This window comes from Frigoribacterium sp. 2355 (assembly GCF_054060695.1).
This window is the reverse complement of record NZ_JBSSDL010000002.1, coordinates 1-23,860: the sequence shown is the minus strand read 5'-3', so window position 1 is coordinate 23,860 and position 23,860 is coordinate 1. Positions and strand designations below refer to the sequence as shown.

General features: G+C 71.1%; 29 protein-coding genes. 13 read left to right on the top strand and 16 right to left on the bottom strand.

Going from position 1 to position 23,860, the window contains the following annotated elements:
• Window positions 1–18 precede the first annotated feature (18 nt).
• Entirely contained in the window at window positions 19–564 is a 546-nt protein-coding gene (locus ACVJ1F_RS02940; RefSeq protein ID WP_456884588.1) for a hypothetical protein, read from the bottom strand.
• Between the two features lie 208 nt (window positions 565–772).
• On the opposite strand from ACVJ1F_RS02940, the gene ACVJ1F_RS02935 reads away from it, so the two are divergent.
• Complete coding sequence (locus ACVJ1F_RS02935) at window positions 773–1,252, top strand: hypothetical protein (RefSeq protein ID WP_456884586.1); 480 nt, start codon at window positions 773–775, stop codon at window positions 1,250–1,252.
• On the top strand, window positions 1,249–1,485 hold the full coding sequence (locus tag ACVJ1F_RS02930) for a hypothetical protein (protein ID WP_456884585.1): 237 nt from the start codon (window positions 1,249–1,251) through the stop codon (window positions 1,483–1,485). The genes ACVJ1F_RS02935 and ACVJ1F_RS02930 overlap by 4 nt, the downstream gene beginning before the upstream one ends.
• Window positions 1,486–1,744: 259 nt before the next feature.
• Here ACVJ1F_RS02930 and ACVJ1F_RS02925 read toward each other — a convergent pair whose 3' ends face one another.
• From ACVJ1F_RS02925 to solA, 6 genes are all read right to left on the bottom strand, one after another.
• Window positions 1,745–2,614 (bottom strand): glycoside hydrolase family 16 protein, encoded by an 870-nt coding sequence (locus tag ACVJ1F_RS02925; RefSeq protein ID WP_456884583.1) that lies wholly within the window; start codon window positions 2,612–2,614, stop codon window positions 1,745–1,747.
• Between the two features lie 86 nt (window positions 2,615–2,700).
• Window positions 2,701–4,476, bottom strand: coding sequence for a hypothetical protein (locus ACVJ1F_RS02920; protein WP_456884581.1), 1,776 nt, complete (start codon window positions 4,474–4,476; stop codon window positions 2,701–2,703).
• Window positions 4,477–4,661: 185 nt separating this feature from the next.
• Window positions 4,662–5,429, bottom strand: a complete 768-nt coding sequence (locus ACVJ1F_RS02915; protein ID WP_456884579.1) for an amino acid ABC transporter ATP-binding protein — start codon at window positions 5,427–5,429, stop codon at window positions 4,662–4,664.
• Window positions 5,426–6,229 (bottom strand): amino acid ABC transporter permease, encoded by an 804-nt coding sequence (locus ACVJ1F_RS02910; protein ID WP_456884933.1) that lies wholly within the window; start codon window positions 6,227–6,229, stop codon window positions 5,426–5,428. Before ACVJ1F_RS02910 ends, ACVJ1F_RS02915 begins: the two co-directional genes overlap by 4 nt.
• Before the next feature lie 70 nt (window positions 6,230–6,299).
• Window positions 6,300–7,130: an ABC transporter substrate-binding protein gene (locus ACVJ1F_RS02905; protein WP_456884578.1), complete on the bottom strand. Its 831-nt coding sequence runs from the start codon at window positions 7,128–7,130 to the stop codon at window positions 6,300–6,302.
• Window positions 7,131–7,173: 43 nt separating this feature from the next.
• Window positions 7,174–8,463 carry an N-methyl-L-tryptophan oxidase gene (gene solA, locus ACVJ1F_RS02900; protein WP_456884576.1) on the bottom strand — a complete coding sequence of 430 codons (1,290 nt, stop codon included), beginning with the start codon at window positions 8,461–8,463 and terminating at the stop codon, window positions 7,174–7,176.
• Window positions 8,464–8,559: 96 nt separating this feature from the next.
• On the opposite strand from solA, the gene ACVJ1F_RS02895 reads away from it, so the two are divergent.
• The gene (locus ACVJ1F_RS02895; RefSeq protein WP_456884575.1) at window positions 8,560–9,498 is read left to right on the top strand and encodes a LysR family transcriptional regulator; all 939 of its coding nucleotides are present in this window, start codon (window positions 8,560–8,562) and stop codon (window positions 9,496–9,498) included.
• 322 nt (window positions 9,499–9,820) lie between these two features.
• The gene (locus ACVJ1F_RS02890; protein WP_402752106.1) at window positions 9,821–10,090 is read left to right on the top strand and encodes a hypothetical protein; all 270 of its coding nucleotides are present in this window, start codon (window positions 9,821–9,823) and stop codon (window positions 10,088–10,090) included.
• Here ACVJ1F_RS02890 and ACVJ1F_RS02885 read toward each other — a convergent pair.
• Together ACVJ1F_RS02885 and ACVJ1F_RS02880 are read right to left on the bottom strand one after the other, a co-directional pair.
• Window positions 10,069–10,305 carry a hypothetical protein gene (locus ACVJ1F_RS02885; protein ID WP_456884573.1) on the bottom strand — a complete coding sequence of 79 codons (237 nt, stop codon included), beginning with the start codon at window positions 10,303–10,305 and terminating at the stop codon, window positions 10,069–10,071. The genes ACVJ1F_RS02890 and ACVJ1F_RS02885 overlap by 22 nt on opposite strands.
• Window positions 10,305–10,622: a DUF7882 family protein gene (locus tag ACVJ1F_RS02880; protein ID WP_173151765.1), complete on the bottom strand. Its 318-nt coding sequence runs from the start codon at window positions 10,620–10,622 to the stop codon at window positions 10,305–10,307. The genes ACVJ1F_RS02885 and ACVJ1F_RS02880 overlap by 1 nt, the downstream gene beginning before the upstream one ends.
• A 250-nt stretch (window positions 10,623–10,872) precedes the next feature.
• Between ACVJ1F_RS02880 and ACVJ1F_RS02875 the strand changes: the two genes are divergently transcribed.
• The 4 genes from ACVJ1F_RS02875 to ACVJ1F_RS02860 all read left to right on the top strand — a co-directional run bounded on the left by ACVJ1F_RS02875 (window position 10,873) and on the right by ACVJ1F_RS02860 (window position 12,944).
• Window positions 10,873–11,079 carry a hypothetical protein gene (locus tag ACVJ1F_RS02875; protein ID WP_402752108.1) on the top strand — a complete coding sequence of 69 codons (207 nt, stop codon included), beginning with the start codon at window positions 10,873–10,875 and terminating at the stop codon, window positions 11,077–11,079.
• Window positions 11,076–11,426 carry a hypothetical protein gene (locus tag ACVJ1F_RS02870; protein ID WP_456884571.1) on the top strand — a complete coding sequence of 117 codons (351 nt, stop codon included), beginning with the start codon at window positions 11,076–11,078 and terminating at the stop codon, window positions 11,424–11,426. The genes ACVJ1F_RS02875 and ACVJ1F_RS02870 overlap by 4 nt, the downstream gene beginning before the upstream one ends.
• Window positions 11,427–11,521: 95 nt before the next feature.
• Window positions 11,522–12,238, top strand: a complete 717-nt coding sequence (locus tag ACVJ1F_RS02865; RefSeq protein WP_456884569.1) for a GAF and ANTAR domain-containing protein — start codon at window positions 11,522–11,524, stop codon at window positions 12,236–12,238.
• The gene (locus ACVJ1F_RS02860; RefSeq protein ID WP_402752110.1) at window positions 12,231–12,944 is read left to right on the top strand and encodes a GAF and ANTAR domain-containing protein; all 714 of its coding nucleotides are present in this window, start codon (window positions 12,231–12,233) and stop codon (window positions 12,942–12,944) included. The genes ACVJ1F_RS02865 and ACVJ1F_RS02860 overlap by 8 nt, the downstream gene beginning before the upstream one ends.
• Window positions 12,945–13,166: 222 nt before the next feature.
• Here the strand turns inward: ACVJ1F_RS02860 and ACVJ1F_RS02855 are convergent, their stop codons facing one another.
• Window positions 13,167–14,270, bottom strand: coding sequence for a hypothetical protein (locus tag ACVJ1F_RS02855; RefSeq protein WP_456884567.1), 1,104 nt, complete (start codon window positions 14,268–14,270; stop codon window positions 13,167–13,169).
• 209 nt (window positions 14,271–14,479) lie between these two features.
• On the opposite strand from ACVJ1F_RS02855, the gene ACVJ1F_RS02850 reads away from it, so the two are divergent.
• Window positions 14,480–15,835: a hypothetical protein gene (locus ACVJ1F_RS02850; RefSeq protein WP_456884565.1), complete on the top strand. Its 1,356-nt coding sequence runs from the start codon at window positions 14,480–14,482 to the stop codon at window positions 15,833–15,835.
• A gap of 124 nt (window positions 15,836–15,959) precedes the next feature.
• On the opposite strand, the gene ACVJ1F_RS02845 is transcribed toward ACVJ1F_RS02850, so the two are convergent.
• Entirely contained in the window at window positions 15,960–16,562 is a 603-nt protein-coding gene (locus ACVJ1F_RS02845; RefSeq protein WP_456884563.1) for a hypothetical protein, read from the bottom strand.
• A gap of 75 nt (window positions 16,563–16,637) precedes the next feature.
• Here ACVJ1F_RS02845 and ACVJ1F_RS02840 point away from each other — a divergent pair, with 75 nt between their 5' ends.
• On the top strand, window positions 16,638–17,234 hold the full coding sequence (locus ACVJ1F_RS02840; protein ID WP_456884561.1) for a hypothetical protein: 597 nt from the start codon (window positions 16,638–16,640) through the stop codon (window positions 17,232–17,234).
• Here ACVJ1F_RS02840 and ACVJ1F_RS02835 read toward each other — a convergent pair.
• Window positions 17,231–17,800: a GNAT family N-acetyltransferase gene (locus ACVJ1F_RS02835; RefSeq protein ID WP_456884559.1), complete on the bottom strand. Its 570-nt coding sequence runs from the start codon at window positions 17,798–17,800 to the stop codon at window positions 17,231–17,233. The two genes, ACVJ1F_RS02840 and ACVJ1F_RS02835, sit on opposite strands and share 4 nt — an antisense overlap.
• A gap of 210 nt (window positions 17,801–18,010) precedes the next feature.
• On the opposite strand from ACVJ1F_RS02835, the gene ACVJ1F_RS02830 reads away from it, so the two are divergent.
• Window positions 18,011–18,163 carry a hypothetical protein gene (locus ACVJ1F_RS02830; RefSeq protein WP_157485397.1) on the top strand — a complete coding sequence of 51 codons (153 nt, stop codon included), beginning with the start codon at window positions 18,011–18,013 and terminating at the stop codon, window positions 18,161–18,163.
• Window positions 18,164–18,188: 25 nt separating this feature from the next.
• Here the strand turns inward: ACVJ1F_RS02830 and ACVJ1F_RS02825 are convergent, their stop codons facing one another.
• Together ACVJ1F_RS02825 and ACVJ1F_RS02820 are read right to left on the bottom strand one after the other, a co-directional pair.
• Window positions 18,189–19,976, bottom strand: a complete 1,788-nt coding sequence (locus ACVJ1F_RS02825) for an MDR family MFS transporter (protein ID WP_456884557.1) — start codon at window positions 19,974–19,976, stop codon at window positions 18,189–18,191.
• Between the two features lie 7 nt (window positions 19,977–19,983).
• A complete protein-coding gene (locus ACVJ1F_RS02820) occupies window positions 19,984–20,670 on the bottom strand; it encodes a TetR/AcrR family transcriptional regulator (protein WP_456884555.1) in 687 nt (228 codons plus the stop codon).
• A gap of 212 nt (window positions 20,671–20,882) precedes the next feature.
• On the opposite strand from ACVJ1F_RS02820, the gene ACVJ1F_RS02815 reads away from it, so the two are divergent.
• Window positions 20,883–21,146 (top strand): hypothetical protein, encoded by a 264-nt coding sequence (locus ACVJ1F_RS02815; protein WP_173151788.1) that lies wholly within the window; start codon window positions 20,883–20,885, stop codon window positions 21,144–21,146.
• A 9-nt stretch (window positions 21,147–21,155) separates the two neighbouring features.
• Here the strand turns inward: ACVJ1F_RS02815 and ACVJ1F_RS02810 are convergent, their stop codons facing one another.
• Both ACVJ1F_RS02810 and ACVJ1F_RS02805 read right to left on the bottom strand, forming a co-directional pair.
• The gene (locus ACVJ1F_RS02810) at window positions 21,156–21,425 is read right to left on the bottom strand and encodes a hypothetical protein (RefSeq protein ID WP_456884553.1); all 270 of its coding nucleotides are present in this window, start codon (window positions 21,423–21,425) and stop codon (window positions 21,156–21,158) included.
• Between the two features lie 97 nt (window positions 21,426–21,522).
• Window positions 21,523–22,023, bottom strand: coding sequence for a MarR family winged helix-turn-helix transcriptional regulator (locus ACVJ1F_RS02805; RefSeq protein WP_173151792.1), 501 nt, complete (start codon window positions 22,021–22,023; stop codon window positions 21,523–21,525).
• A 304-nt stretch (window positions 22,024–22,327) separates the two neighbouring features.
• Between ACVJ1F_RS02805 and ACVJ1F_RS02800 the strand changes: the two genes are divergently transcribed.
• Window positions 22,328–23,626 (top strand): NAD(P)/FAD-dependent oxidoreductase, encoded by a 1,299-nt coding sequence (locus ACVJ1F_RS02800; protein WP_456884551.1) that lies wholly within the window; start codon window positions 22,328–22,330, stop codon window positions 23,624–23,626.
• The last annotated feature ends 234 nt before the right edge of the window (window positions 23,627–23,860 follow it).

Here is a 23,860-nt window from a genome sequence, read left to right as displayed (position 1 = left end):
AGTCGGAGCATGGTGAGGTCAGTGACGCAGCGTCGAGTTGACGTCGTCGCCGGGCACCGCGTCGACGGTGGTCCAGCTGGCCCAACGCCCGTCGACCTCGGCGACGACGCGGCCGTCGCCACAGCTGACGAGCCCCGAGGTCGGCAACGGCTCGGGCAGCGTCGCGGGGTCGAGGGCCGGGCCGCCGAGGTCGCCGTCGACGGGGGTGCAGGCGGCGAGGTCGGGCCCGGTCTCGGAGGTGAACGAGAGTTCGTAGCCGGGCTCCTGCGTGTCGAGGCGCACGTCGACGTCGCGGGCGTCGCTCGGCACCCAGGCCGGCAGGAACCAGGCGACGTCGGTCGAGTCGGCCGTGCTCGGGGCGTCGGCGGCGGTGTCGAAGTGGCGCTGCTGCACCTGCTCCGCACCGAGCGCGCTCTTCGCCGCGTCGACGACCCCCGAGCACCCCGTGAGCGTGACGACGGCGAGCGCCGCGACGCCGAGACCGGCCGCGAGGGCGGCGCGGCGGCGGGTGGTGGGGGACGAGGAGGCGCGGGTCGCGATGGTCGCGGAGGTCGTGTCGTTCATGTCTACGATCCTCGCCGCGGGGCCCGGTACCGGAACATCACGTGCACCCACGGACCCGCGCGGGGGTTATCCCCCGGTGGCCCCCACTCCGTCCACAGCGGGAGTCGGTCGTACCGGTCGGTGTCGTAGGGTCGAGAACAGGTCCGGCACGCAGACGTCCGGGCGGACGACGGACGGGGCACTCCCCTCCGGGAACGAGGGGGACATCGTGACCGACCACCGAGGCCTCGGCCAGGGCGACACCGGCGCGGGGGCGACCCCGGTCGAACCACGGATCGCCCTCACGGCGACACCGTTCGTCACCGCGATCGCCCTCTCGCCGATCATCGCGATGGGCCTCGTGGTCGTGACCATGCGTCGCGCCCTCGAACTGGCCGTCCCGGGCCGGACGGGCGTCGACGCCGGTGACCTGGGCGTCGTGCAGATCGCCTCGTTCGTGCTCTGGATCGGCATCGTGCTGCTCGCCTGGCTCGACCACCGCACGCTGCGCTCCCGCGGGCTGGAGCGACCCTTCTCCTGGGCGTGGGCCCTGCTCGGCCCGCTCGTCTACCTGATCGGCCGCAGCGTCGTCGTGCGCCGCCGGGTCGGTGGCAGCGCCGCGCCGCTCTGGCTCTACCTCGGGCTGACCGTGCTCGGGTCGATCATCGCCGTGATCGTCGTCGTCTCGTCGGGGGTGCCGACGCCGTGAGCGTCGTGGAGGTCAGCACCGTCGTCGTCGGCCTGATCGTCGCCGTCGGCGTCGTGGCCGCCGTCGGCGTCGTCCGGCGCGGACGACGTGACCGGGCGATCGCCGCCCGCCTCGACGCCACCGACCCCGGGGCCGGGGTCCGTGCCCAGGCCGAGGCGGAACGCCGACACGAGGCCCCTCGAGGCGAGGCGGGCGGCATGTCCCGTTCGGCCGGCGGCAAGAACTCGGCCTGACCCGCGTCGAGCTGGGAACACGATCGCCGACGGACGCGTACTGTCACACGGGTCGAAGGCGTTTTCTTGCGTCTTCATTGGCCGGTGTTGCTTGCATCCCTGCCCGTGAAGCTCATGCGACAACATCGGCATCTGGGGCACGGCTACGGACTCTTCCGCGGCCGTGCCCCTCTCTCGTGCCCGGGCGGGCCGCAGGCGCGGCCGACGCAAAGAGGCGCGGTGCGAGCCCCCTTCGCACCGCGCCTCCTCGGGTCGTCGCCTACCGGTACACGCGCACGTAGTCGACCTTCATCTGCTGCGGCAGCGGTGTGCTGCCGTCGGGATAGCCGGGCCAGGCACCTCCGACCGCGACGTTGAGGATGATGAAGAAGGGCTTGTCGAAGACCCACGGGTCGCCGCCCGTGCTGGCCGGCGTGACCTGGTGGTAGACCTGCCCGTCGACCGACCAGGTGATCGAGCCGGGCGCCCAGTCGACCGCGAAGGTGTGGAAGTCGTCGGCGATCGACCAGCCCTGCGGGTGCTGCCACGTGCTGGTCAGTCCTTCGCCACCCGAGTAGCCGGGGCCGTGGACGGTGCCGTGCACGCGGTGCGGCTCGAAGCCGACGTTCTCCATGATGTCGATCTCGCCCGCGCTCGGCCAGGCGTTCGTGGGCAGGTCGGCCCCGAGCATCCAGAAGGCCGGCCAGATGCCCTGGCCGCGCGGGATCTGGATGCGCGCCTCGACCCGGCCGTACTGCGCCGTGTACTTGTTCTGCGTGGTCAGCCGGGCCGAGGTGTACGACCCGTCGCCCTCGCGCTTCGCGGTGATCACGAGGTTGCCGTTGCCGTCCAGGGCCGAGTTCGACCGCGAGTTCGTGTAGTTCTGCAACTCGCCGTTGCCCCAGCCGCCCCCACCGGTCTCGAGGTTCCAGACCGAGGGGTCGGGGGCGCTGCCCGCGCCGCCGTCGAACTCCTGGGACCAGACGATCGCCTGCTCGGCGGAGGTCTCGGCCGAGGCCGGGGCGGGCGTGGCGGCGACCGTGGTCGCGGCGAGCGCCGCGGCGGCGGCCAGACCGACGCCGGTCAGGATGCGACGCGTCAGGGTGCGACGGGTCAGGGTGCGTGTCGTCAGGTGCTGGTCGGTCCTCATCGTGTCTCCGCTCGTCGTCGTGCGTCGGTTCGTGTCCGTGCGTCGGTTCGTGTCCGTGCGTCGGTTCGTGTCGTCAGGGCGTCCGGTCACGGGTACGTCACCACCCGGCTCGGGACGGTGTTGCCCGCGGCCGTCGGCACCGAGTCGCCGACGCCGTTGATGACGCTCGAGATCGTGCCGACGTCACCGAGCGAGACCGTGAAGACGCCGTGGGCCTTGACGCCCGGCACCCGCGGCACCTCGAAGGCCTGCGCCAGGCGCACCTGCGGGTTGGCGTTGAAGAACGAGTACACGCCGCCACCCCAGATCTCGTGGCTGGTCACGCCGTCGGCGACCTTGTACGCCGCCCAGCCCTCGCCGGTCGGGCTCTGCCACGAGGCGTTGTCGGGGACGTCGTACGGCAGCTCGTTCTGGAAGAAGACCGTACGGCCGCGCTCGCCGTTCCACACCACCTGGTACTGCTGGTAGTGCTCGACGAACAGGCCGGTGGCCAGGACGTCGTCGCCGTTCACCTCGACGCCGGTCGCGCCGCGGTTGACCGTCCAGCCCGTGGGGGCGCCGCCGTGGTCGGCACGCCAGGCCCAGATGTGGTCGATGATCGTGTCGTCCGAGTTCACCTGCAACGTGGTGGTCGCGTTGCCCTGGATGCTCGAGCCGACGCGGAAGTACACGTCCTGCACGCTCTGCGGGTTCGCCGCGTGGTCGACGTGCGAGCCCGTCGTGCCGAGTCGCATCAGCTGGTCGCTGTTCTGCGTGCCGGCGTCGACGACGAGCCCCGAGACGTTCACCCCGGCGACGTCGGCCGTGGTCAGCACCGCGTTGCCACTGGTCGGGACGAGCGTCGGGAACCCGATGCCCGTGACGACGGTGTCGGCCCGCGTGACCTTGACCGCCTGGTCAAGCGGGTACGTGCCCGGCGTGAAGAACAGGTTCAAGCCCTGGGCCAGGGCATCGTTGATCGTCGCGGCCGAGTCGCCCGGGTGCGCGACGAAGAAGTCGCGCATCGGCAGGTCGGTGCCGGGGGTGCCCGGCCAGGTGACCCCGGCCGAGTCCCGCTGCAGCGCGGGGACGAACACGTGGTAGTCCCCCGCGTCGTCGAGGTAAAGGTACGGCTTCTCGCGCGTCACCGGCGTCGTGGCGAGGGTCGTGTAGCTCTTCGAGAAGTCGTTCGCGGGCGCGCCCTGCACGCCCGAGAAGGTCATGTTCCAGTTGCCGCCCTGCCACGAGCCGAGGGTCGAGTCGCGCGTGTACCACTGCTGCTGCGACCCCGAGCTGACGGTGCCGTCGACCTTGCTGTCGGCGATGTAGCCGCCCGACGAGTAGCCCTGTCCGCCGTCCTGGTTCGACGGCCCCATCGTCAGGTCGCCCCTGATGTGGACGCGACGCATGGGTGCGGCCTGCGACACGGCCCAGCGGTCGACGCCCGACTCCGGCTCGACGGCGAGGTTCTCGACCGACCGCCAGAAGTTCTGGGTGGCGTTCTTCTCGTCGCCGGCGTTCCACCCGGAGTCGACGTTGACCGCGCCCCGGATCGTGACGTCGTCGGGGTCCTTGCCGAGCCCCTGCAGCGCCGTGTAGAAGCCCAGGTTCGCGAAGACCCGGCCGTAGGTGCCGGGCTCGAACAGGAAGGCGTGGCGCTGGCCGCCGAACTGCGCCGTCGGGTTGCGCAGCTGCGCGTCGAAGGCCGCGTCGATGTCGGCCTGGATCGTCGAGGCCGGCACGCTCGGGTCGTACACGGTCACGTTCGGGCCGAAGTCCGGCCGGTCGCTGGTGGTCACGGTCGGTGTCGACTGAGCGGCGAGCGCGGGCACCACCGCCCCCACGACGCTCGCGGCGACCCCCGCCGCGATCAGAGTCCTCATCCGTCTGTGCATGATCTTCTCGTCTCCGGTGGCGTCTTTGCCACCCGTTCGGAACGTACGCCCGCCTCGACGACGAAACAAGACCCCCCTGTCCAGTACGCGAACGGGGGGTGCGGGAAAAGTGCGGAGACTGCAGGAGGCGCGGTGCCGGTCACGCCGGCACGGCGCCTCCTCGGGTCCTGCGGTCAAAGCACCTGGTCGAGGAAGGTCTTCAGCCGGTCGGTGCGCGGGTGGTCGAAGAGCTGGCCCGGCGGCCCGGCCTCGACGACGACGCCACGGTCCATGAAGACGACCTGGTCGGCGGCCTCGCGGGCGAAGCCCATCTCGTGGGTGACGACGACCATGGTCATGCCCGCGCCGGCCAGCCCCTTCATCAGGGCGAGCACGCCCTTGACCAGCTCGGGGTCGAGGGCCGAGGTGGCCTCGTCGAAGAGCATGACCTCGGGTCCGAGCGCCAGGGCCCGGGCGATGGCGACGCGTTGCTTCTGGCCTCCCGAGAGGGACGCAGGCCGCACGTCGGCCTTCTCGGCGAGCCCGACCTCGGTGAGTCGCTCGAGCGCGACCCGTCGGGCCTCGGCCGCCGACACCCGACGGACCCGGCGCAGCGGCAGCACGATGTTGTCGAGCACCGTCCGGTGCGGGAACAGGTTGAAGTGCTGGAACACCATGCCGACCCGACGACGCAGCGCGTCCTCGGAGCCGTGCAGCACGTCCGTCCCGTCGAGCAGCACCTCGCCGCCCGAGGGCTCCTCGAGGCGGTTGATGCAGCGCAACACCGTCGACTTGCCCGACCCCGAGGGGCCGATGATGCAGGTCGTCGTGCCGGCGGGCACCACGAGGTCGATGCCGTGCAGCACCCGGGTGGCGCCGAAGTCCTTGGTCAGGCCCCGGATCTCGAGGTCGCCGGCGGTCTGGACCGCGGGCACGGCAGGAGGCGCGGTGAGGGCGGTCATCGAGGGGCTCCAGACGTGGCGGGGGCGAGGGGTTCGGCGGTGGGGGCGGCTGCGGCCGAGGGGGTGGGGGCGACCGTCGCGACCGCTCCCGCCGACGTCGGCGGGGCGGCCGGTGGGACCGTGCCCGACGGGCGCCGCCCGAACGAGCGGCCCTCGCGCAGTCGGCGGTCGATGACGTTGACCAGGTGCGTCAACGGCACCGTGATGATCAGGTAGAACACGCCCGCCAGCACGAGCGGCGAGAGGTTGCCGTTGGTGATGGCCGCGTCCTGGCCGATGCGGAACAGCTCGCGCTGCGACGTGATCAGGCCGAGGAAGTACACGAGCGACGAGTCCTTGACGATCGCGATGAACTGGTTCACCAGCGACGGGAGCACCTGGCGGATGCCCTGCGGGATCACGACGAGCCGCATCGAGTCGCCGTGGCTCATGCCGAGCGCCCGGGACGCCTCGAGCTGACCACGGTCGACGGCGAGGATGCCGGCCCGGAAGATCTCGCCGATGTAGGCGCTGGCGATCAGGCTGAGGGCCAGGATGCCCAGCGGGTACGGGTTCCCCCGCGTGAACAGGTTGAAGAGCGGTGACAGGCCCGTGCCGATCAGCAGGATCGTGAGGATGGCCGGGAGCCCGCGGAACACGTCGGTGTAGATGCGGCTGAGCACGCGCGGCAGGCGATGGCGGCTCGTGCCCATCACCGCGAGCAGCAGCCCGACCACGATGCCGATCGCCGTGGCGCAGAGGGCCAGCAGCAGCGTGTTCCACACCCCGTAGGCGAGCATGTCGGGCAGCGTGCGCAGCATCGCCTCGCCGTCGAAGAAGCTGCGGCCGATGTTGGCCAGCGCGTCGGAGAAGTTCACGGTCGCCCCCTGCTCACTCGCTCGGCTGGAACTCGTCGGGCACGGGCTGGTCCGGGAAGAACTCCTGGTCGATCTCGAGCCAGGTGCCGTCGGCGACGATGTCGGCGACGGCCCCGTCCACGGCCGTCTTCAGTGCGTCGTTGCCCTTCGCGATCGGGAAGCCCACCGGGAACTCGGGCACGGCGACGTTGATCGCGATGGTCTGCGAGCCGTTCGACGCCGCCGCGTACTCCTCGGCCACGGGGAAGTCGAGGAAGTGCGCGTCGATGGTGCCCGAGCCCAGCGCGGCGACGGCGCTGTTGTTGTCGGGGAAGCGCACGAGCTCGGCACCGGTGAAGTTCTCCTGCGCGTAGCTGTCCTGGATCGTGCCCTGGACGATGCCGAGGCGCTTGCCGTCGAGCGAGGACTCGTCGTCGGTGATGCCCGAGCCGTCGGCGGCCAGGACCGAGATGTACCCGATGAAGTAGTGGTCGCTGAAGTCGACCGTCTTCTCGCGTTCTTCGGTGTCGCTGATGGACGCGGCCGCCATGTCGAGTTGCCCGTTGGCGACGGCGGGCAGCAGGGCCGAGAACTCCTGCGTGACGAACTCGGTCTTCAGCCCGAGGCGCTTCGCGACCTCCTTCGCCATCTCGACGTCGAAGCCCTGCAGCTCGCCGTCCTCGGTGTACGCGTACGGCTTGGTGTCGCCGGTCGTGCCGATCCGCAACGTGCCGGCCGAGACGGTGCCCAGCTCGTTCGAGGCGCCGGCTTCGGAGCCGTCCGACGAGCAGGCGGTCAGGGCGAGGCCGAGGGCGGCGACCGCGGCGAGGGCGGCCGCGAGGCGGGTGGTCGTTCGTCTGGTCATGGTTCTCTCCTGTCAGGGCGGTGCGAGGGGAGTGCGGGGTGGATCAGGACGGCACGGTCAGGCGGTCGACCGTGTCGCTGGCCGCGGCCGTGTGGTCGTCCTCGTCGAGCCAGGACGTGCCGTCGTAGCCGCGGTCGGGGCTCATGAAGTCGATGTCGGTGAACGGTTCCTCGTCGACGGCCAGCTGCGCGAGCAACTCCCCGATCGCGGGGGCGTGCTTGAAGCCGTGGCCGCTGTCACCGCCGGCGACCACGACGCGGGGGTCGCCGCCGGGGTGGCCGATGACGAACTGGCGGTCGGGCGAGTTCGTCACCATGCAGGCGATCGCCTTGGCGGGGGTCGGGTCGAGCCCCGGGAAGGCCCGGGCCACGGCTGCCGAGAGCATGCCGTAGTCCGCCGCGGGGTGGATGTACCGGTCCACGGTGTCGGCCTCGGCGTCCTCGAAGGCACCGCCCGAGTCCTCGAGGCCGATCTTGACGGCGTAGCCGTCACCGTCGGCCTGGTCGGCGCCGTGGCCCCAGAGGGTGGTGCCGTCGGGCAGCTGGCGGATGAACACCGGGAAGGCCGCGAGGTCGAAGTCGCCGCCCGGTGCCGTCGCCTCGGGGGTCGTGCCCTCGAACCAGAAGAGCGGGGTGCGGCGGGCGACGAGGGGATGGTCGACGAACTGCGGGGTCCAGGCACCGAGCGTCACGACCACGCGGGCGGCCCGCAGCACGCGTCCCCCGGCCGTGACCTCGACTCCCCCGTCGACGGGGTCGATCGCCGTCACCCGGGTGTCGGTCAGCACGGTCGTGCCGAGCGACCGGGCCACCTCGACGGCGGCCCGCACGCCCTTCTCGGGGTAGCTGATGCCGGCGGCGGGGTCCCACACGCCGATGTCGTCGGGGCCGAAGCCGGCGTACTGCGGGAACCGCGCGACGAGTTCGTCGTGCTCGAAGACCGTCGACTCGAGCCCGGCCTCGTGGACTGCACGCAGGGTGCCGGCGACGACGTGGCCGTCGCGGGGGCCGACCATGACTCCGCCGGTCTGACGCAGGAGGGTCTGACCGGTGCGCTCGCCGAGGTCGTACCAGAGGTCGCGGGCGCGGGTCGCGATCGGGGCGAGCCCCGGGTGCTCCATGCAGGCGATCCGGAACAGCCGGGTCGCGCCGTGGGTCGAGCCCATCGGGTGGCCGATGCCGAAGCGCTCGACGCCGATCACGCGCCGTCCCCGCTCGGCGAGGCGCCAGAGCGCCTGTGCCCCCCAGGCGCCGAGCCCGACGACGATGACGTCGGCGTCGAGGGACGGGTCGGTGGGTCCTGGTACCGAGGAGGCGGTGGTGGCGTCGTTCATGGCCCCTGTCTATTGCGTCGGCACTTGCGCCCTCAAATACCAAAAAGGGATGATCTGATACGCGCTGCATATGAGGCGACCGACGAGAGGCCCGTCATGGAGATCCGAGAACTCACCTACTTCATGGCGGTCGCCGACGACCTGTCGTTCACGAAGGCCGCCGCGCGGTTGCAGATGAGCCAGCCGCCGCTCAGCCAGGCCATCACGCGACTCGAGGCGAAGCTCGGCACGCGGTTGTTCGAGCGGCAGGCGCGGACGGCCCCCCGGCTGACTCCGGCGGGCGAGCTGCTGAAGCGCGAAGGCAAGCGCATCCTGCACCAGATCGAGCAGACCGAGTCGCTGCTCGACTCGGTCGTCGCCGACGTCCAACCGCTGCGGGTGGGCAGCATCAGCTCGGTGCTCGCCGGCCTGCTGCCGACCGTGGTCCGGGCGTTCTCGGCGTCGCACCCGGGGGCTCGGGTGCTGGTCGAGGAGAGCGAGGAACAGGCGATCCTGTCCGACCTCGTCCGCGGGTCGGTCGACCTGGGCTTCACGCGCGTCCGGTCGATCGACGACGGGTTCGAGGTCGAGCAGTTGGCACTCGAGCCCCTGGTCGTGGCCCTGCCCGACACCCACCGCCTGGCCAGTGAGACCTCGGTGCCGCTCGGCGAACTGGCCGAAGACGACTTCATCATGTTCAACCGCGAGGACGCACCCCAGGCCTACGACCGCATCGTCATGTCCTGCGTGCGCGCCGGGTTCAACCCCCGCATCCCCATCCACGCGGTCAACGACCTCTCGATGCTGAGCACGGTCGCCTGCGGCCTCGGCGTCTCGCTCATGCCCTACCTCTCGTCGTACATCCCGATCCCCGGCGTCCGCTTCGTCACGATCGCCGAGGACTGGGCGCGGACGGCCCTGTCGATGCTCTGGCTCTCCGGCCGGCCGAACCCCATGACGACGGCCTTCACGGCGCAGATCCGGACCGAACTCACCGTCATGCGCGACCGCGACCTGCGGGCCGGGCGCATCACCCTCGAGTTGATCGGCGGTTGAACCGACGACGCGAGCACGACTTGGGGCACGTCGACGCTCGTGTCAAGCCCGGTGCGCATCCTCCCCGGGCCGGAGAGGATGGAGCATCTCCTGCCAGTGCTTCACGGGCGGCACGGTCTCGTCACACGGCCGTGTCGGCGGAGACCGATGCGACGATCGTCGCGTCGCGGGGCCGCGACCCGCCCTAGGGGTCGCGGCCCCTCACAGGCCTGCGGCCTAGTGTGACGACCAGTGCGTGCCCCGGCCGACCATCGTGTCTCCAGACCTCGGACACGACGAGACCGGGCGGACAACCCCCACCAAGAGATCAGAGGTCCATCCCATGCCCGTGACGACGCTGTACACACGTCAACAAGCCATCCGCCTGTCGCCCGAGAGCGACGTCGACGCCCTGAAGGGCCGGATCGTCGCCGCATCCGGCGGAGCGCCGGCATTCGTCGACGTCGAGACCGCGTCGGGCAGCCACGTGTCCGTCCTGGTCACCGGTCGGACCGAGATCTGGTTCGAGACGGACGACCGTGTCGACGATCCGTCGGCAGCCTCCGTCGCCGAGCTCCCCGACTTCGACTACTACGCCGCCGAGTCGGCGTAGTAGTCCGGCTCTCGCCGGATCTCGGCCAGGCTGAGCTGCGACGACGCGGTGATCAGCACCTCGACGGCCTTCAGCGTGCCGGCCCCCTCGTTGACGGTCAGCCAGAACGGCTCGCCGCCGGTCGCGGTCGCCAGGACGCGGGCCTTGAGGTCCTCGAGCGACGTGTTCGACAGGGTGTACGCATGGCCGTCGTAGGCGATGTCGATGCGGTTCATCAGGTGGCCTTACTGGTGGGCACGGAGGGCTCGGGCACGATCTGCAGACCCGCGTTCGTGTTGGCACTGACCTCGAGGGCGTGGATCCATGCAGGGTTGATGGCCGGGCTGCGCGAGCCATAGTACTTGTACACCAGCGGGATGGTCGGGTGCAGCCAGATGCTCGTGCGGCCGTCTCCGACCTGCTGATCGTCCTTCCACGAGAAGTAGAACGACTCACCGCGACGCATCTTCATGCCGATGACGATCTGGAGATGGGCGAGGGTGCGGTCGTCGAAATCGATGGTCAACGAGCGGTCGTAAGCGAGTTTTCCCATGTCTGGCCTTCTGCGAGAGCGGAGCGACCAGGGCCCAGACGGCCGCTCGACGCACGGGTCGATGGACGACCGATGCGACCAGACGCTACACGACATCTGTCCCCCGACACCGGCCCTTTCAACCCGATAATTCTCTCTCCCACGAAACTGACGACAGGTCAACCCTCTTCACCAGAACGGGGGGTCTTCATAGATTGGAGACCGATCCCCGGGCCAGCGGAGGTCGGTCACCCCGGGAGGAAGGTCGGTCATGAGCACCTACGAAACCAATCCGTTCGCTCGACCCGCGGTGATCCACACGTACCCCAAACCCGGCATCTCTCGAGCACACCGCGTGAGCATCGGTGTGACCGGCATCGACCGGAGCAGCAGTGCGTACCGACTGCCCGCCTACGAAGACTTCTTCCTGCCCCGTCGCGCCCACGACGGCAGGTCCTCGCGAGGGAGCACCCGGTGAAGCACATGACCTTCGCCGACAAGTCGTTCTTGCTCGGCGACGAGACCGCCGACACGGTCCTCGAGTACGCCGCCGCGTTGGCCCACCACCACGACGCGGACGACGTCGAACTCGCAGCGATCAGCTCGGACGGTGACGAGGTGCGAGCCATCCTGTTGCTCGGCGGGGGTGCACCGCTGATGGCCGAGAGTGCTCACACCGACTTGCCCGAGCCCGACAACGCCGATGCGCTCGCCTACATGAAGCGACGCCTCGACGCGTTGCGGCACGCACCGTCGGCCAACCCTCTCGACCCGGAGGCGCACGTCGACAGCGCGTACTCCGAACCCGACCTCACCCAGAGTTGATCGAGACGGGTCGACGCGCCTCCGCCCTGGTCGCCCGCGACGACCCGAGATTCCCTAAGCTCGACGAGACTCATCCAGCGAACCGGGCGGTGACCATGACGACATTCGACGACGCGGTCGAGGCGCTGAGTCGTGCGCCGATCGGTGATTCGTTGTCACGGCCCTTCCTCGACCTCTTCCCCGTCTCCGGGGTCTCGATCGCCACCGTGGGCCCCGTCCTCGGCAGCGAGACCCTGACGGCGACAGACGACACGGCCCTGCGGCTCGACGAGCTGCAGTTCGACCTCGGCGAGGGCCCGTGCTGGGACGCCATGCGCACCGGCAGCCCGGTGCTGGTGTCCGACGCGCGCGCGTCGTCCAGTGCCGTCTGGCCCACGTTCGGCCCCGCGATCGTCGACCTCGACGTCCAGGCGATGTTCGTGTTCCCCGTCCGGGTGGGCCCCCTGCAGCTGGGTGCCATCGACCTGTACAGCGACCGGCCGGACGAGATGCCGGGCGAGGCCGTGGTGCGGGCCAAGATTCTGGCCCGAGCCGTCAGTCGCGCCGTCCTGCGCCACACGCTCGAACGGGAGCGACGCGACAACAACCTCGAAGTCGAGCCCGTCGGGGCGCACTCGCGCCGCATCGTGCACCAGGCCACGGGACGAATCCTCGTCCAGGCCCGGGTGTCGGCCGACGATGCGCACCTCCTCTTGCAGGGCTACGCGTTCTCGACCGGGGCCCGCGTGATCGACGTGGCCACCGACATCCTCCGTGGGCGGTTGACGTTCTCGGCCTCAGAACACGGAATCGAGGAACACCGCAATGAGTAACACCGACCGGGAGACCCATCTCGTCGACGTCTTCACCACCCTGGCCGACACCCTCGTCGCCGACTACGACGTCGTCGAACTGCTGCAGACCCTGGTCGACACCACGGTCGACCTGTTCGACGTGAGCGCCGCGGGCATCCTGCTGGCCGAGGCCGACGGGGCGCTCGACGTCGTGGCCTCGACCAGCGAGGCGTCGTACCTGATCGAGGTCATGCAACTGGACTCCGAAGAGGGCCCCTGCTTCGACTGCTACGTCACCGGCGCCTCCGTCAGCGTGCCCGACCTCGGCACCGTGCCCGACCGGTGGCTGCCGTTCGCCCGGGCCGCGTCCGAGCACGGCTTCGCCTCGGTGTTCGCGATCCCCCTCCGACTCAGGGCCGAGACGATCGGCACGCTCAACCTCCTGCGTCGAGAGACCGGCGATCTGAACCCCCGTGACATCCGCGCCGCTCAGGCGCTGGCGGACGTCGCCACGATCGGCATCCTGCACGAGCGCACGGTGCGCGAGGGCGACGTCGTGCAGAAACAGTTGCAGTCCGCCCTCGGCACGCGCGTCGTCATCGAGCAGGCCAAGGGCGTCGTGTCCGAGACCCGCCGCGTCAGCACCGACGCCGCCTTCGACGTCCTCCGGCGCCATGCTCGTGCCCACAACGCCCGCCTGGCCGACGTCGCCCGGGACGTCGTCGAGCGCCGCCTCGAACTCTGACCTCCAGCGCGAACCGCGCCATGGCCGCCGGACCTGCGTAAACGATGACGACCAACTTTGTCCAGCCCCTTTTCAGGGTGCCACGCGACTGCGAGTCTGTTCACCGAACCCTTCGCGGGCCGGCCTGAACCCGGCTCGCGAGGGGTGGCCGATCGGTTCCCGAAGACCATCGGCAGTGAGTGCCCTCCAACGATCACCCGTTTCGACGGAGGGCACTCACCATCAGACCGAGGCCGCCGCCCGCGCGACGTAGCCCTCGACGAGCCGCTCGCTGGCGGCCTCCGTGTCGGGCACCGTGGCGCGCTCGACCGTGAGCCGGGCCCAGTCGTCGCCCAGCACGAGGTCGGTGACGCACTCCGTCGCCGAGCAGGACCGGTACGCCCGGTCACCGTCCGCGAGCCCGGGAACGGTCACGGCCGTGTCGGGGTCGAGCAGGCCGAACTCGATGCGCTGCTCGAGGGCCCAGGCACCTCCGGCCAGGACGCTCTCGCTGCTGTAGGGCGTCGTGTCGTCGAGGATCGAGCACGACGTGGCGACCGCCCGACTCCAGGCCGCGGCGTAGACCGACCAGCCACCGCCCGGGGTCAGCACGAACAGGTCGTCACCCGCGCCGAGGGCCTCGCGCTCGAGCGCGGCGTCGGCCACGCAGGACCAGGGCCGGGCCGGGCCGCCGAGCGGCCAGGGGTCGTCCACCACGTCGGCCGACGAGACGACCTCGGTCACCTCGGCGACGACCGGCGCGAAGCGCTGCTCGGAGGTGGCCTCGACGGACGGCGCGAATTCCGTCGCGATGATCGACACCCAGCTGTCGCCGACCAGCTGGTCGAAGGTGCAGCCCCGGAAGGTCTCGTCGCCGAAGCACCGGCCGTCGGGGTCGTCGCCGTAGATCTCGACGAACCGCGGCCACGTGTCACCGGCGTGCGGGAGAACCTGCACGAGCAGGCCGCTGTAGCCGCCGCCCCCGGTCGGGTTGTTCTTGCCGTCCGACGACCCTCCGTCGTTCCACGTGCACGAGAGCCCTCCTTCTTGGGCGATCGCGTAGTCCGAGGGTCTGACGGAGTCGCGGTCGTAGTAGTCCCGCGGAGTCCATGACGCGTCGAAGGCACCGGCGGTCTCGGCCGACAGGAGGCCCGCGCAGTCCACCCCGAGTTCGGTGACCGGCGAGTCGGCGACCGGTGTCGGCTTCGCCGTCGGCCCGGAGGCCACCGGCGTCGACGGCTCCGGGTCGTCACCGCCCGCACCGCCACTCGTGCACGCCACCAACAGCATCGTCGTCGCGAGCGTCGACGCGAACGCCGCCCCGACCCGTTTCGTCGTCGTCCCCATGCCCCGACGCTACCGAGCAGAGGAGGCGCGGGCCGTCTCGATCGCGCAACGGTCGTACCCGATCGCCGCGGGACGGGGGACAACGGCATCACGGTCTCGTCACGACGAGGCCCGCAGCCGACTCCGCCCGTCGACCGGCCCGACCGTGCTGTCTACAGTCGACCGACCGCGCTCACCCGACGCGCGGCACCACTCGTCCCGGGGGAACCATGACCACATCACGCCGCCTCGGCGCCGCCACCGCCCTGCCCGCCGTCGCCTTGGCCGCGGCCCTCGTCCTCACGCCCGCCACGGCCTTCGCCGCCGAGGGCGACCCCGTGTCGACCGACGCCCCGACCGGCACCTCGACGCCGACCGACTCGACGTCGGCCGACTCGACGAGCGCCACCGCCGTGACCGTCCCGGGCGAGGCCGCACCGGCGGTGCCCGACCAGGCCGGACCCGACGCCCCGGCCGTCGCCCCCGCGACGCCCGCGAGCGGCGCCACCGACACCAGCGGATCGTCGGAGGGAACGACCCACGCGGCCTCACCGGAGGCCGACGCCCCGGTCGAGACCCCGGCCTCGACCCAGGAGGTCGCTCCGGCAGAAGCCGCGGCCGACGTGGTCGTCGACGACCTCTTCGTCCTCATCCCCGTCACCGCCGCGCACCCGGGCCAGGCCTTCCCGGTCGTCGCCCAGGGCTTCACGCCCGGTGACGTCGTGGACGTCACGGTGTCGGGCGACGGCGTGCCCGCCGATGCCGACTACGTCTCGTTCGACGACTCCCCCGTCTTCGACGAGGACGGATCGACGGTGTTCTGGGTGGAGCTGCCGGCGACCTTCGCCGTCGGGGGCGTCGTCACGGTCACGGTCACGGACGGCAGCGGCCTCTCGACCTCGTCCGACGTGCCGGTGACGGCCTCCGTCCCGGCCCCCGCGCTCGTCGCACCGGTCGGCGCGACGGCCGGTGTCGTCACCGTGAACGGCCAGAACGGCATCCCCGGCGGCTACGCCCTCGTCGAGGTCTACGACGCCGACGAGCTGGTCACCGATCTGCCCGACCCGTCGACCGATGCGCCGTCGCCGGATGCCGGCCCGACGACTGAGCCCGACCCGTCGGCTGACCCCGACCCGACGTCCGACGCCGAGCCCACGGGCGACGAGATCGCCTTCGAGATCTCGGTCGACGTCGACCCCGTCCCCTACGAGGTCTCGGGCTCCGCGACGGCCGTGGTGCCCGTGGACGCGGACGGACGCTTCGCGGCCCGCTTCGTCCTGCCCGCCGGCGACTTCGCGACGGACGCCTACACCTTCGACGCCGACTTCACGACGGAGAGCGACTTCTCGGAGGCCGTCGTCTTCTCGGTCGCCGCAGCCGTCGTCGTGCCCGCCGTCACGACCCCGGGCACCGTCGCCCCGACCGCACTGCCGCTTCGTCGCGTCGCCGCCGTGACGCCGACCCGCGCGACGTCGCTCGCCTACACGGGATCGGAGCCGTCGGCCGCGCTGACCTGGGCCCTCGGTGCCGTCCTCGCCGGGGCCGGTGCGCTCGTCGCCGGCCGCCTGCGCCTGCGTCGCCGCTGAGTCGAACCCGGCGGGCCCCTCAAGCCGCCACGATGTCCACAGCCCGCCACGAGATCTCGTGGCGGGCTGTGTACATCGTGGCGGCGCGCGGCGGGGCGCAGCGCGGCGCGGCGGCGGTCACCCGTCAGGGCGCGGGCTCACCCGGGGCCGGCGGGTCGCGGACGACCTGCTCGGCCCCGGCCTTGTCCAGCGTCCCCGGGAAGGTGAACCGCCCGAACTTCCCGGTGGGGTCGTGCGGGCTCACCGGGCGGGCGATCGAGGAGGCGCGGATCACCTCGATCAGCAGGTCGCGTCGGGCGTCGTCGAGCGCGGGCGTCGACCGCTCCCTGAGCAGCACGGACGCCGTCGGCCCCCGACGTCGGCCGATCTTCAGCAGCAGACCGGCCTGGTCGCCGTCGCTCAGCCCCACGAGCTCGGCCCGTTCGACCTGGTCGAACGGCACCACCCGATGGCGGATGCGCAGTCGACGCCCCTCGAGGTCGATCGCGAAGGGGGCGTTGAGCCACAGCACGACGTTCCACCCGACCGCGGCGGCGGTCGCCCAGAACACGAACGAGATCGGCACGGCGATCGGGCCGAACAGATCGACCAGCGACTCGCCGCCTCGAGAGAAGAAGGCACCGGCCGTCCCGAGGATCACGGTCGCCGGCAGGAAGACCCGCATCGCCCGCACCAGCACCCGCTGCTTCGGCTCGTCGTCGAACACGACCCAGGTCTCGTCGGACATGCCGTCACCGTACCGGGCCGTGCCCCCGAGGCGTCGGCGACGATCCCGCCACTCCCCTGGTGTAGACAATCCTTCATGGACAAGGCCGTGCCCGACCCGCCTCGCCACCGTTCCGAGCAGAAGCTGCGGGCCGCTCAGGCTTGGATGATCAGCCTGTACGCGTTCCTGACCCTCCTGTTCGTCGCCCAGCTCACCTGGCGGGCGCAGTCCGAGGGCCGGGACGGCTCGTGGTTCGTCATGCTCGTCGGCACCGTCCTCTTCGCCGCCGCCGTCGTGGTGCTCGCCCTGCGCACCCTCGCCCTCTCGTCGTGGCGACGCCTCCCCGTGGACCCCGGCGAGCGCCTCCTCTGGGGCACCTTCGCCGAGCGCGTCCTGCCCACGGGAGGCGCGGCCTACCCCGGTCGCTTCGCCCTGTCGACGACGCGGTTGCGCTACATGCCCGACCCGGTCTCGCGCCTCCGGGGGGTGACGGCCGAGGAGTGGCCCGTCGCCGCGCTGCACGACGTCCGTGTCACTCCGGTGGACGAACGCCGTCGGCGCCGTGGCGGCCGCTGGGTGATGGTCGACGCCGAGGGCGGGGCCTCGATCACCCTCATGTCGAACGAGTCCCACCTGGTCGCCGACGAGCTCTTCGAGGCGTTGGAGGTCGCCGCGCCGGCGACCCGCGACTAGGCGAGCCGCGCCTCCAGGCCGGCCCGTACGTCGGGCCACTCGGCGCGGACGATCGAGAAGTAGGCCGTGTCGCCCAGGGTGCCGTCGGCGGCGACGCGGTGCGAACGCAGCACCCCCTCGGGGACGGCGCCCAGCCGACGGATCGCTGCCGCGCTCCGCAGGTTGCGGGCGTCGCAGCGCAGCGCGACCCGGTTCAGGCCGAGGGCGTCGAACGCGTGCGTGAGCAGCAGCAGCTTGGTGGCGGGGTTCGTCCGTCCTCCCCAGAAGGCGCGGCCGTACCAGGTGCTGCCGATCTCGACCCGGCCCTGCGCCGGCACGAGATCGTAGAGGGTCGTGGTGCCCCGCACCTCGCCGTCGACCGCGCCGCGCACCGTGAACGCGAGGGTCGTCGGGTTCGCGAGTTGCGCCTCCACGTGCTCGGCGTAGGCCGCGACGCTCGCCGGACGCGGCGTCACCATGCCCGCCCACAGCCCGTCGTCGGTCAGCGGCCAGAGCGCGGCCGCGTCCTCGACGGCGAGCGGATCGAGCCGCACGCCGTGTCCCACCAGCGCGACGTCGTGGATCATCGGTCCTCACCTGGCGTGCTCATGCGCACGATCCTAGGGACCGTGGACCAGGAGGCGCGGCGCCGGCCGCGGACACCGGTCACGACGCCCCGCGCGCATCCGCTACGGTGATCGATCACAGCCCACGAACTGGGGGCCGCGGCACGACCCCACCGTGCCGCACCATCGTCTGACGCGTCCGACCCGACGGGCCCGCCCGAGGAGACACCCATGAGCACCCACAGCACCCCCACACGCCTGCGCGAGGACGACGTCGACGGCGTCGTCTGGGACGCCGCCCAGGAGGCGCGACTCGCGTCCGCCCCCGCCCGCACCTCGGCCGCGGCCGCGGCCCTGCCCGCCCAGGGCCCCGCCGCCGTCTGACCCGGCGCCCCCGCGATCCGACCGGCTACGGGCGGTCGGCGTCGTCCCGCTCGTCGGCCCCGTCGGCGACACGCTCGTCGGCGTCGTCCCGCTCGTCGGCCCCGTCGAGCGGCGCGACCGGAGCCCCGGTCGCCACCGCACCGGCGGTCGCCACCTCGGACGCCGTCCCGGCACCGCGCCTCCCGGCCCGCCCGGCGCCACGACCGTGCGCGGCGCGCTCGGCGGCCTCGAGCTGCTCGGCCTCGTCGCCCGACAGCGCCTCGCCGCGGGACACCATGCCGGCCACGTCGGAGAGTCTGATCTGCGGCAGGAAGAGCGACAGCACGAACGCCACCGCGATGAACGGGATCAGGTAGGCGAAGACCGGCGCCAGCGAATCGGCGTAGGCCTCGACGACGAGACGACGGATCTGCTCGGGCAGCTGGTTCAGCGTCGCGGGGTCGAGGGTCGCCGTGGCCTGCGAGGCGTCACCGGCCGACGCCCCGGCGCCCGTGAAGACGTCCGTCAGGTTCGAGGTGAGCCGGCTCGTGAACAACGCACCGAAGATCGCGACGCCGAGCGCGGCGCCCACCTCGCGGAAGTAGTTGTTCGTGCTGGTCGCCGTGCCCACGTTCTGGGCGTCGACCGAGTTCTGCACCACGAGCACGACGACCTGCATGATCAGGCCGAGGCCCGCACCGAACAGGAAGAAGAACACGCAGATCAGCCAGAGCGGGGTGTCGGCGGTCAGGGTCGTGAACAGCGCCATGGCGATGCCGGTCAGGATCGTGCCGACCACCGGGAACACCTTGTACTTGCCGGTGCGGGTGATCAGGTTGCCCGACAGGATCGACGTGCCGATCAGGCCGACCATCATCGGCAGCAGCAGCAGGCCCGAGACGGCCGCGGACGCGCCCGACGACATCTGCAGGAAGGTCGGCACGAACGCGATGGCCGAGAACATGCCGATGCCGAGCACGAAGCCGACGGCGGTCGCCAGCACGAACACCTTGTTGCGGAAGAACGACAGCGGGATGATCGGGTCGTCGGCACGCGACTCGACGAGCACGAACAGCGACGCCGCCACCACGACTCCGGCGCCCCAGAGCCAGGTCTCGGGCGCACCCCAGCCGTGGTCGTCCTGACCGCCGAACTCGGTGAAGAAGATCAGGCAGGTGGTCGCCGCCGACAGCAGCACCACGCCGAGCACGTCGATGCGCTTGGTGGCCTTCTTGCTCGGCAGCGTCAGGGCGGCCCAGGTGATGGCGAACGCCGCGATGCCGACGGGGATGTTGATGTAGAACGCCCACTGCCAGGTGAGGTGGTCGACGAAGAAGCCGCCGAGCAGGGGCCCGCCGATGGCCGACAGGCCGAAGACCGCGCCGAGCGGTCCGAGGTACTTGCCGCGCTCGGAGGCGGGCACGATGTCGGCGATGATCGCCTGCGAGAGGATCATCAGACCGCCGCCGCCGAGGCCCTGGATCGCGCGGAACACCACGAACATCCAGAAGTCGGTGGCGAAGGCGCAGCCGATGCTCGCGAGGGTGAAGATCGCGATCGCGACGAGGAACAGGTTGCGGCGGCCGAGGACGTCGCCGAACTTGCCGTAGATCGGCATGACGATCGTCGTGGCGAGCAGGTACGCGGTGGTGATCCAGGCCTGGTGCTCGACGCCGCCGAGCTCGCCGACGATGGTCGGCATGGCCGTCGACACGATCGTCTGGTCGAGGCTCGACAGCAGCATGCCCGAGATGAGGGCGCCGAAGATGATCCAGATGCGTCTCTTCGTCAAGAGGAAGGGCGCGTCGGCCTTCGCTGCGGTGGTGGTCGTCATGGCTGGGTCACAGCGCCTTTCGGTCGTGGTCGGCAGGGTGGGTCGGGGCGGGCGAGGAGGCGGGGCCACGAGGCGCCGCGGCGGCGAAGAGCTCCCGGGCGATCACGAGCTGGTCGGCGAGGACGGCGTCGAAGCGCTCGTCGTCCCGCCCCTCGGCGGAGAAGAACCGTTCGAAGGCCCGCTGGACGAGCCCGGTGAGCAGGGTCACCGCGACGTCGATGCGGGGATCGCCCCCGTCGAGCCCCTCGTGTGCGGCCACGGCCGAGACGACGCGTCGCCGCTGCTCGTCGCCCTGCCGCATCATGGCGCCGAACAGGCGGGGCTCGCGGTCGAGTGCGGCCTTGAAGTGCGCGGCCTGCCCGCGGGTGAGGCCGACGTTCTCGACACGCTCGACGACGAGCGCGCCCAGGTCGTCGAAGACGGTCGACAAGGGCGGGAGGCGCGGGTCGCGTCGCGAGGACGAGTACCCGTCGAGCGCCTCGTCGTCGTCGTCGAGCGCGACGCCGACGACGACGTCGTCCTTCGACGCGAAGTGGTTGAAGAACGTCCGACGCGAGATGCCGACCGAGGCGCAGAGCTCCTCGATGGTGAAGCCGGCGAGTCCGTGCTCGGCGGTCAGGCGCCGGGCGGCAGCGGTCAACTCGACGCGGGTGCGCAGCCGACGCTGGGCCGTCTTGCCGGCGGTCGTGGCCATCGCGCGCCTCCTGGTCTCGTCGCTCTCGTGATCGGCGACGTCGCCGGGGGCCTCGCGGCCGAAGACGATGATTGCACTTTCATGCCGGGAGTGCAATCACGCATCCTGTGGACCCGCCCGCCCACCGGGTCGGCTGGGGGCTACGCGGCAGAACCATCCGCGTCCCCTGAGAACGCCGTCACCGGACGTCAGGTGTTGCCTACGCTGAACCGATGAGTGCACCGAGAGCCCGCCGCGTCTGCCTGTCGGTCGCCGGTTTCGCCCTCGTGGCGATCGGCCTGGCCGTCCTGGCGTTCACCTTCGACTGGGACGCCCCCACGATGTTCGGCCTGCCCACCGGGCTCGCCGGCTTCTCACTGATGATCGCCGGCGCGATCGTCGCCGAGGTCGGCTTCCGCGGGGCGGTCAAGGCGCGGAGGCGAGAGGTCGCGGTCCGTCGGCGCTCGCACGTCACCGACCTCGAGCGCACCTCGTAGCGGTCGCCGTCAGACGGTGAGCCACTTGATCGCGGGGTAGAGCACCCGGGCGATCTTGCGGGGGCACGGGAACGACGTCTGCGTGCCGTCCCGTTCGTTGAGCGTGATGACCGGTCGATCCGCGACCGTCGAGTAGTCGACGGTCTCGAGGGAACCGGCGGGGATCTCGTGCGTGGTGGGGCGGCCGGCGGTGTCACGGAGGACGTAGACGAGATGATCGTCGTGCACCTGCATGCCGTGCTGCGCACCGCCTGCCGTCCACGTCACCGAGAGTCTCACGAGCCGACCCTAGCGGGTCGCCGGGCCTCGGGGGCCCGGGCGTCGTCCCCTGCCTGCCGCCCGACCTCCCGACCAGGAGGCGCGGCGTCGGTCGTCCTCACGGAGTCGCGACCCCGAGGGCGTCGCCCAGGTCGCGGAAGACCGCCTCGGCGACGGGACGACGGGACGCGGACAGCGCCTCCTGCACGACTCGTCCGTAGAGGATGCCGGCCTCGTCCACGCCGCTCGACCCCTCGGCAGTGAGCGCCAGGACGAAGCTGCGTCGATCGGTCGGGTGCTGGAGCCGGACGACGAGACCGGCGGCCTCGAGCCGGTCGGCGAGGGCCGTCATGGCACCTGACGAGAGCCCCAGGGCTTCGCCGACCTTCTTGGGCGGGGTGTCGCCGTGCACCGAGAGGTGGACCAGGGCGAGGTAGTCCGTGGCGCCGACGCCCATGCCCTTGGCCAACCGGTCGTTGACGGAGGCGATCCGGGACTGCAGGCGTTGCAGCGCCACGAGCACGGCCGTGACGTCGTCGGTCCGCGGCTCGGGGCGGGTGTCGGCACGGGTCTCGGCACGGGGCGCGACGGTCGTCTGCGCGTCGGGGGCGGGGGTCATCGGGTCTCCGGGAGGAATCGGATCGGGTACGGCGTCCACCTCGGCCCGGGGTTCGGGTCCCGTCCGACGACTGCGCGACACATGTCGCTTATTGAACGAGCAACTCGATCACCAAGTAGTTAGATGATCGTACCATCGGTGGACGGGGCCCGTAAGTCCCCCGGTCACGGGTCGTCCGTCGATGCATCCGGTGCACGATCCGACTCGTGAGGCGAGTAAACTCGCGGCGGACTCGGCGCCAGGGTCCGGCCAACCGGGGTCGACGACGATCCGACGACACGATCGACACCGCAGGAGCAACCCCATGACCGCAGACCCCCGCCCCCACGTCGTCATCGTCGGCGGCGGCTTCGCCGGCATCGCGGCGATGAGGTCCCTCCGAGACGCCGACGTCCGCATCACCCTGATCGACCGCCACGTCTACAACATGTTCCAGCCGCTCATGTACCAGGTCGCCACCGGCGGCCTCAACGCGGGCGACGTCACCTACTTCCTGCGCAGCCTGCGGTCCAAGCAGTCGAACGCCGAGTTCCGCCACGGGCTGCTCACGACGATCCGCGCCGACGAGCGCATCATCACCCTGCGCGACGGCGAAGAGATCGCCTACGACGCCCTGGTCCTCGCCAACGGCGTCAACACCAGCTACTTCGGCACCAAGGGCGCCTACGAGTACGCCTACTCGATGTACTCCCGCTCGCAGGCGCTGCGCATCCGCGACGAGCTCTTCACGCAGCTCGAGAACGCCGCGGCCTCGGTGGGCAGCGGCGAGGTGCGCGTCGTCATCGTCGGTGGCGGTGCCACGGGCGTCGAGATGGCCGGCGCGCTGGCCGAACTGCGCGACCAGGCGTTGAAGGACGCCTACCCCGAGATCGACGCGTCGAGCATCACGATCACCCTCGTGCACCGCAGCGGCGAGTTGCTCAAGCCCTTCTCCCCCCGTCTGCGCAAGTACGCCGCCAAGGTGCTGCGCAAGCGCGGCGTCGACCTGCGGCTCGACACGGGTGTCGAAGAGGTCCGTCCCGACGGCGTCGTCGCCGCGGACGGCGAGTTCATCCCGGCCGAGCTCGTCATCTGGGCCACCGGCGTCGCGGCCCACGCCGAGGTCGCCTCGTGGGGTGTGCCGCAGACCCATGGTGGACGCATCCAGGTGAACGACGACCTCACGGTCAAGGGCTTCGACTGCATCTTCGCCGCGGGTGACATCGCCGCCACCGACGACGCCCTCGCTCAGCTCGCCCAGCCGGCGATCCAGGGCGGCGAGCACATCGGCGAACAGATCGTCCGCCTGCTCGCCGGCAAGAAGCTCGTGCCGTTCAAGTACCACGACAAGGGCACCATGGCCACGGTGGGCACGAACGCCGCCGTGGTGCAGTTGCCCAACGGCTTCACGCTGACCGGCCCCGTCGCCTGGCTGCTGTGGGTGTTCGTCCACATCACGAGCCTCCTCGGGAACGGCAACCGTCTCTCGACCCTCACGCACTTCTTCGTGCGCTACCTCTGGGCGCTCCGCAAGAGGGCCATCCCCATCGTGGGCGACGTCCGGCCGGTGCGCCCGAACGGTGACCGGGCGCCCGAGAAGTGGCAGACCGAGAAGGCCGAGTAGCGGTCGGCGCCTCCTGACCCGGACGCCGAGAACCCCGTTCACGAAGACGAACCACGATTGATCGGGGTTCTTCTTCGCGAACGGGGTTCTTCTCGGTGATCGGCTACGTGCCCGATCGGTCGAGCGGGGGTGTTACTCGGTGGCGGCGGTGATCTTCGCGACGCCGACGAGCATCTCGTCCTGGACGGCGTCGGTCTTGAAGGTCTGGTTCAGCAGCGACGCGGCGTCGGGGCT

Bases quoted from the DNA above. Each gene is read 5' to 3' on its own strand.
- ACVJ1F_RS02865 (WP_456884569.1), top strand. From the start codon at position 11,522: ATGACGACATTCGACGACGCGGTCGAGGCGCTGAGTCGTGCGCCGATC.
- ACVJ1F_RS02910 (WP_456884933.1), bottom strand. From the start codon at position 6,229: ATGCTGCGCACGCTGCCCGACATGCTCGCCTACGGGGTGTGGAACACG.
- ACVJ1F_RS02820 (WP_456884555.1), bottom strand. From the start codon at position 20,670: ATGGCCACGACCGCCGGCAAGACGGCCCAGCGTCGGCTGCGCACCCGC.
- ACVJ1F_RS02825 (WP_456884557.1), bottom strand. From the start codon at position 19,976: ATGACGACCACCACCGCAGCGAAGGCCGACGCGCCCTTCCTCTTGACG.
- ACVJ1F_RS02815 (WP_173151788.1), top strand. From the start codon at position 20,883: ATGAGTGCACCGAGAGCCCGCCGCGTCTGCCTGTCGGTCGCCGGTTTC.
- ACVJ1F_RS02845 (WP_456884563.1), bottom strand. From the start codon at position 16,562: ATGTCCGACGAGACCTGGGTCGTGTTCGACGACGAGCCGAAGCAGCGG.
- ACVJ1F_RS02830 (WP_157485397.1), top strand. From the start codon at position 18,011: ATGAGCACCCACAGCACCCCCACACGCCTGCGCGAGGACGACGTCGAC.
- ACVJ1F_RS02875 (WP_402752108.1), top strand. From the start codon at position 10,873: ATGAGCACCTACGAAACCAATCCGTTCGCTCGACCCGCGGTGATCCAC.
- ACVJ1F_RS02920 (WP_456884581.1), bottom strand. From the start codon at position 4,476: ATGAGGACTCTGATCGCGGCGGGGGTCGCCGCGAGCGTCGTGGGGGCG.
- ACVJ1F_RS02905 (WP_456884578.1), bottom strand. From the start codon at position 7,130: ATGACCAGACGAACGACCACCCGCCTCGCGGCCGCCCTCGCCGCGGTC.
- ACVJ1F_RS02915 (WP_456884579.1), bottom strand. From the start codon at position 5,429: ATGACCGCCCTCACCGCGCCTCCTGCCGTGCCCGCGGTCCAGACCGCC.
- solA (WP_456884576.1), bottom strand. From the start codon at position 8,463: ATGAACGACGCCACCACCGCCTCCTCGGTACCAGGACCCACCGACCCG.
- ACVJ1F_RS02805 (WP_173151792.1), bottom strand. From the start codon at position 22,023: ATGACCCCCGCCCCCGACGCGCAGACGACCGTCGCGCCCCGTGCCGAG.
- ACVJ1F_RS02885 (WP_456884573.1), bottom strand. From the start codon at position 10,305: ATGAACCGCATCGACATCGCCTACGACGGCCATGCGTACACCCTGTCG.
- ACVJ1F_RS02835 (WP_456884559.1), bottom strand. From the start codon at position 17,800: ATGATCCACGACGTCGCGCTGGTGGGACACGGCGTGCGGCTCGATCCG.
- ACVJ1F_RS02800 (WP_456884551.1), top strand. From the start codon at position 22,328: ATGACCGCAGACCCCCGCCCCCACGTCGTCATCGTCGGCGGCGGCTTC.
- ACVJ1F_RS02840 (WP_456884561.1), top strand. From the start codon at position 16,638: ATGGACAAGGCCGTGCCCGACCCGCCTCGCCACCGTTCCGAGCAGAAG.
- ACVJ1F_RS02860 (WP_402752110.1), top strand. From the start codon at position 12,231: ATGAGTAACACCGACCGGGAGACCCATCTCGTCGACGTCTTCACCACC.
- ACVJ1F_RS02880 (WP_173151765.1), bottom strand. From the start codon at position 10,622: ATGGGAAAACTCGCTTACGACCGCTCGTTGACCATCGATTTCGACGAC.
- ACVJ1F_RS02925 (WP_456884583.1), bottom strand. From the start codon at position 2,614: ATGAGGACCGACCAGCACCTGACGACACGCACCCTGACCCGTCGCACC.
- ACVJ1F_RS02850 (WP_456884565.1), top strand. From the start codon at position 14,480: ATGACCACATCACGCCGCCTCGGCGCCGCCACCGCCCTGCCCGCCGTC.
- ACVJ1F_RS02940 (WP_456884588.1), bottom strand. From the start codon at position 564: ATGAACGACACGACCTCCGCGACCATCGCGACCCGCGCCTCCTCGTCC.
- ACVJ1F_RS02890 (WP_402752106.1), top strand. From the start codon at position 9,821: ATGCCCGTGACGACGCTGTACACACGTCAACAAGCCATCCGCCTGTCG.
- ACVJ1F_RS02855 (WP_456884567.1), bottom strand. From the start codon at position 14,270: ATGGGGACGACGACGAAACGGGTCGGGGCGGCGTTCGCGTCGACGCTC.
- ACVJ1F_RS02895 (WP_456884575.1), top strand. From the start codon at position 8,560: ATGGAGATCCGAGAACTCACCTACTTCATGGCGGTCGCCGACGACCTG.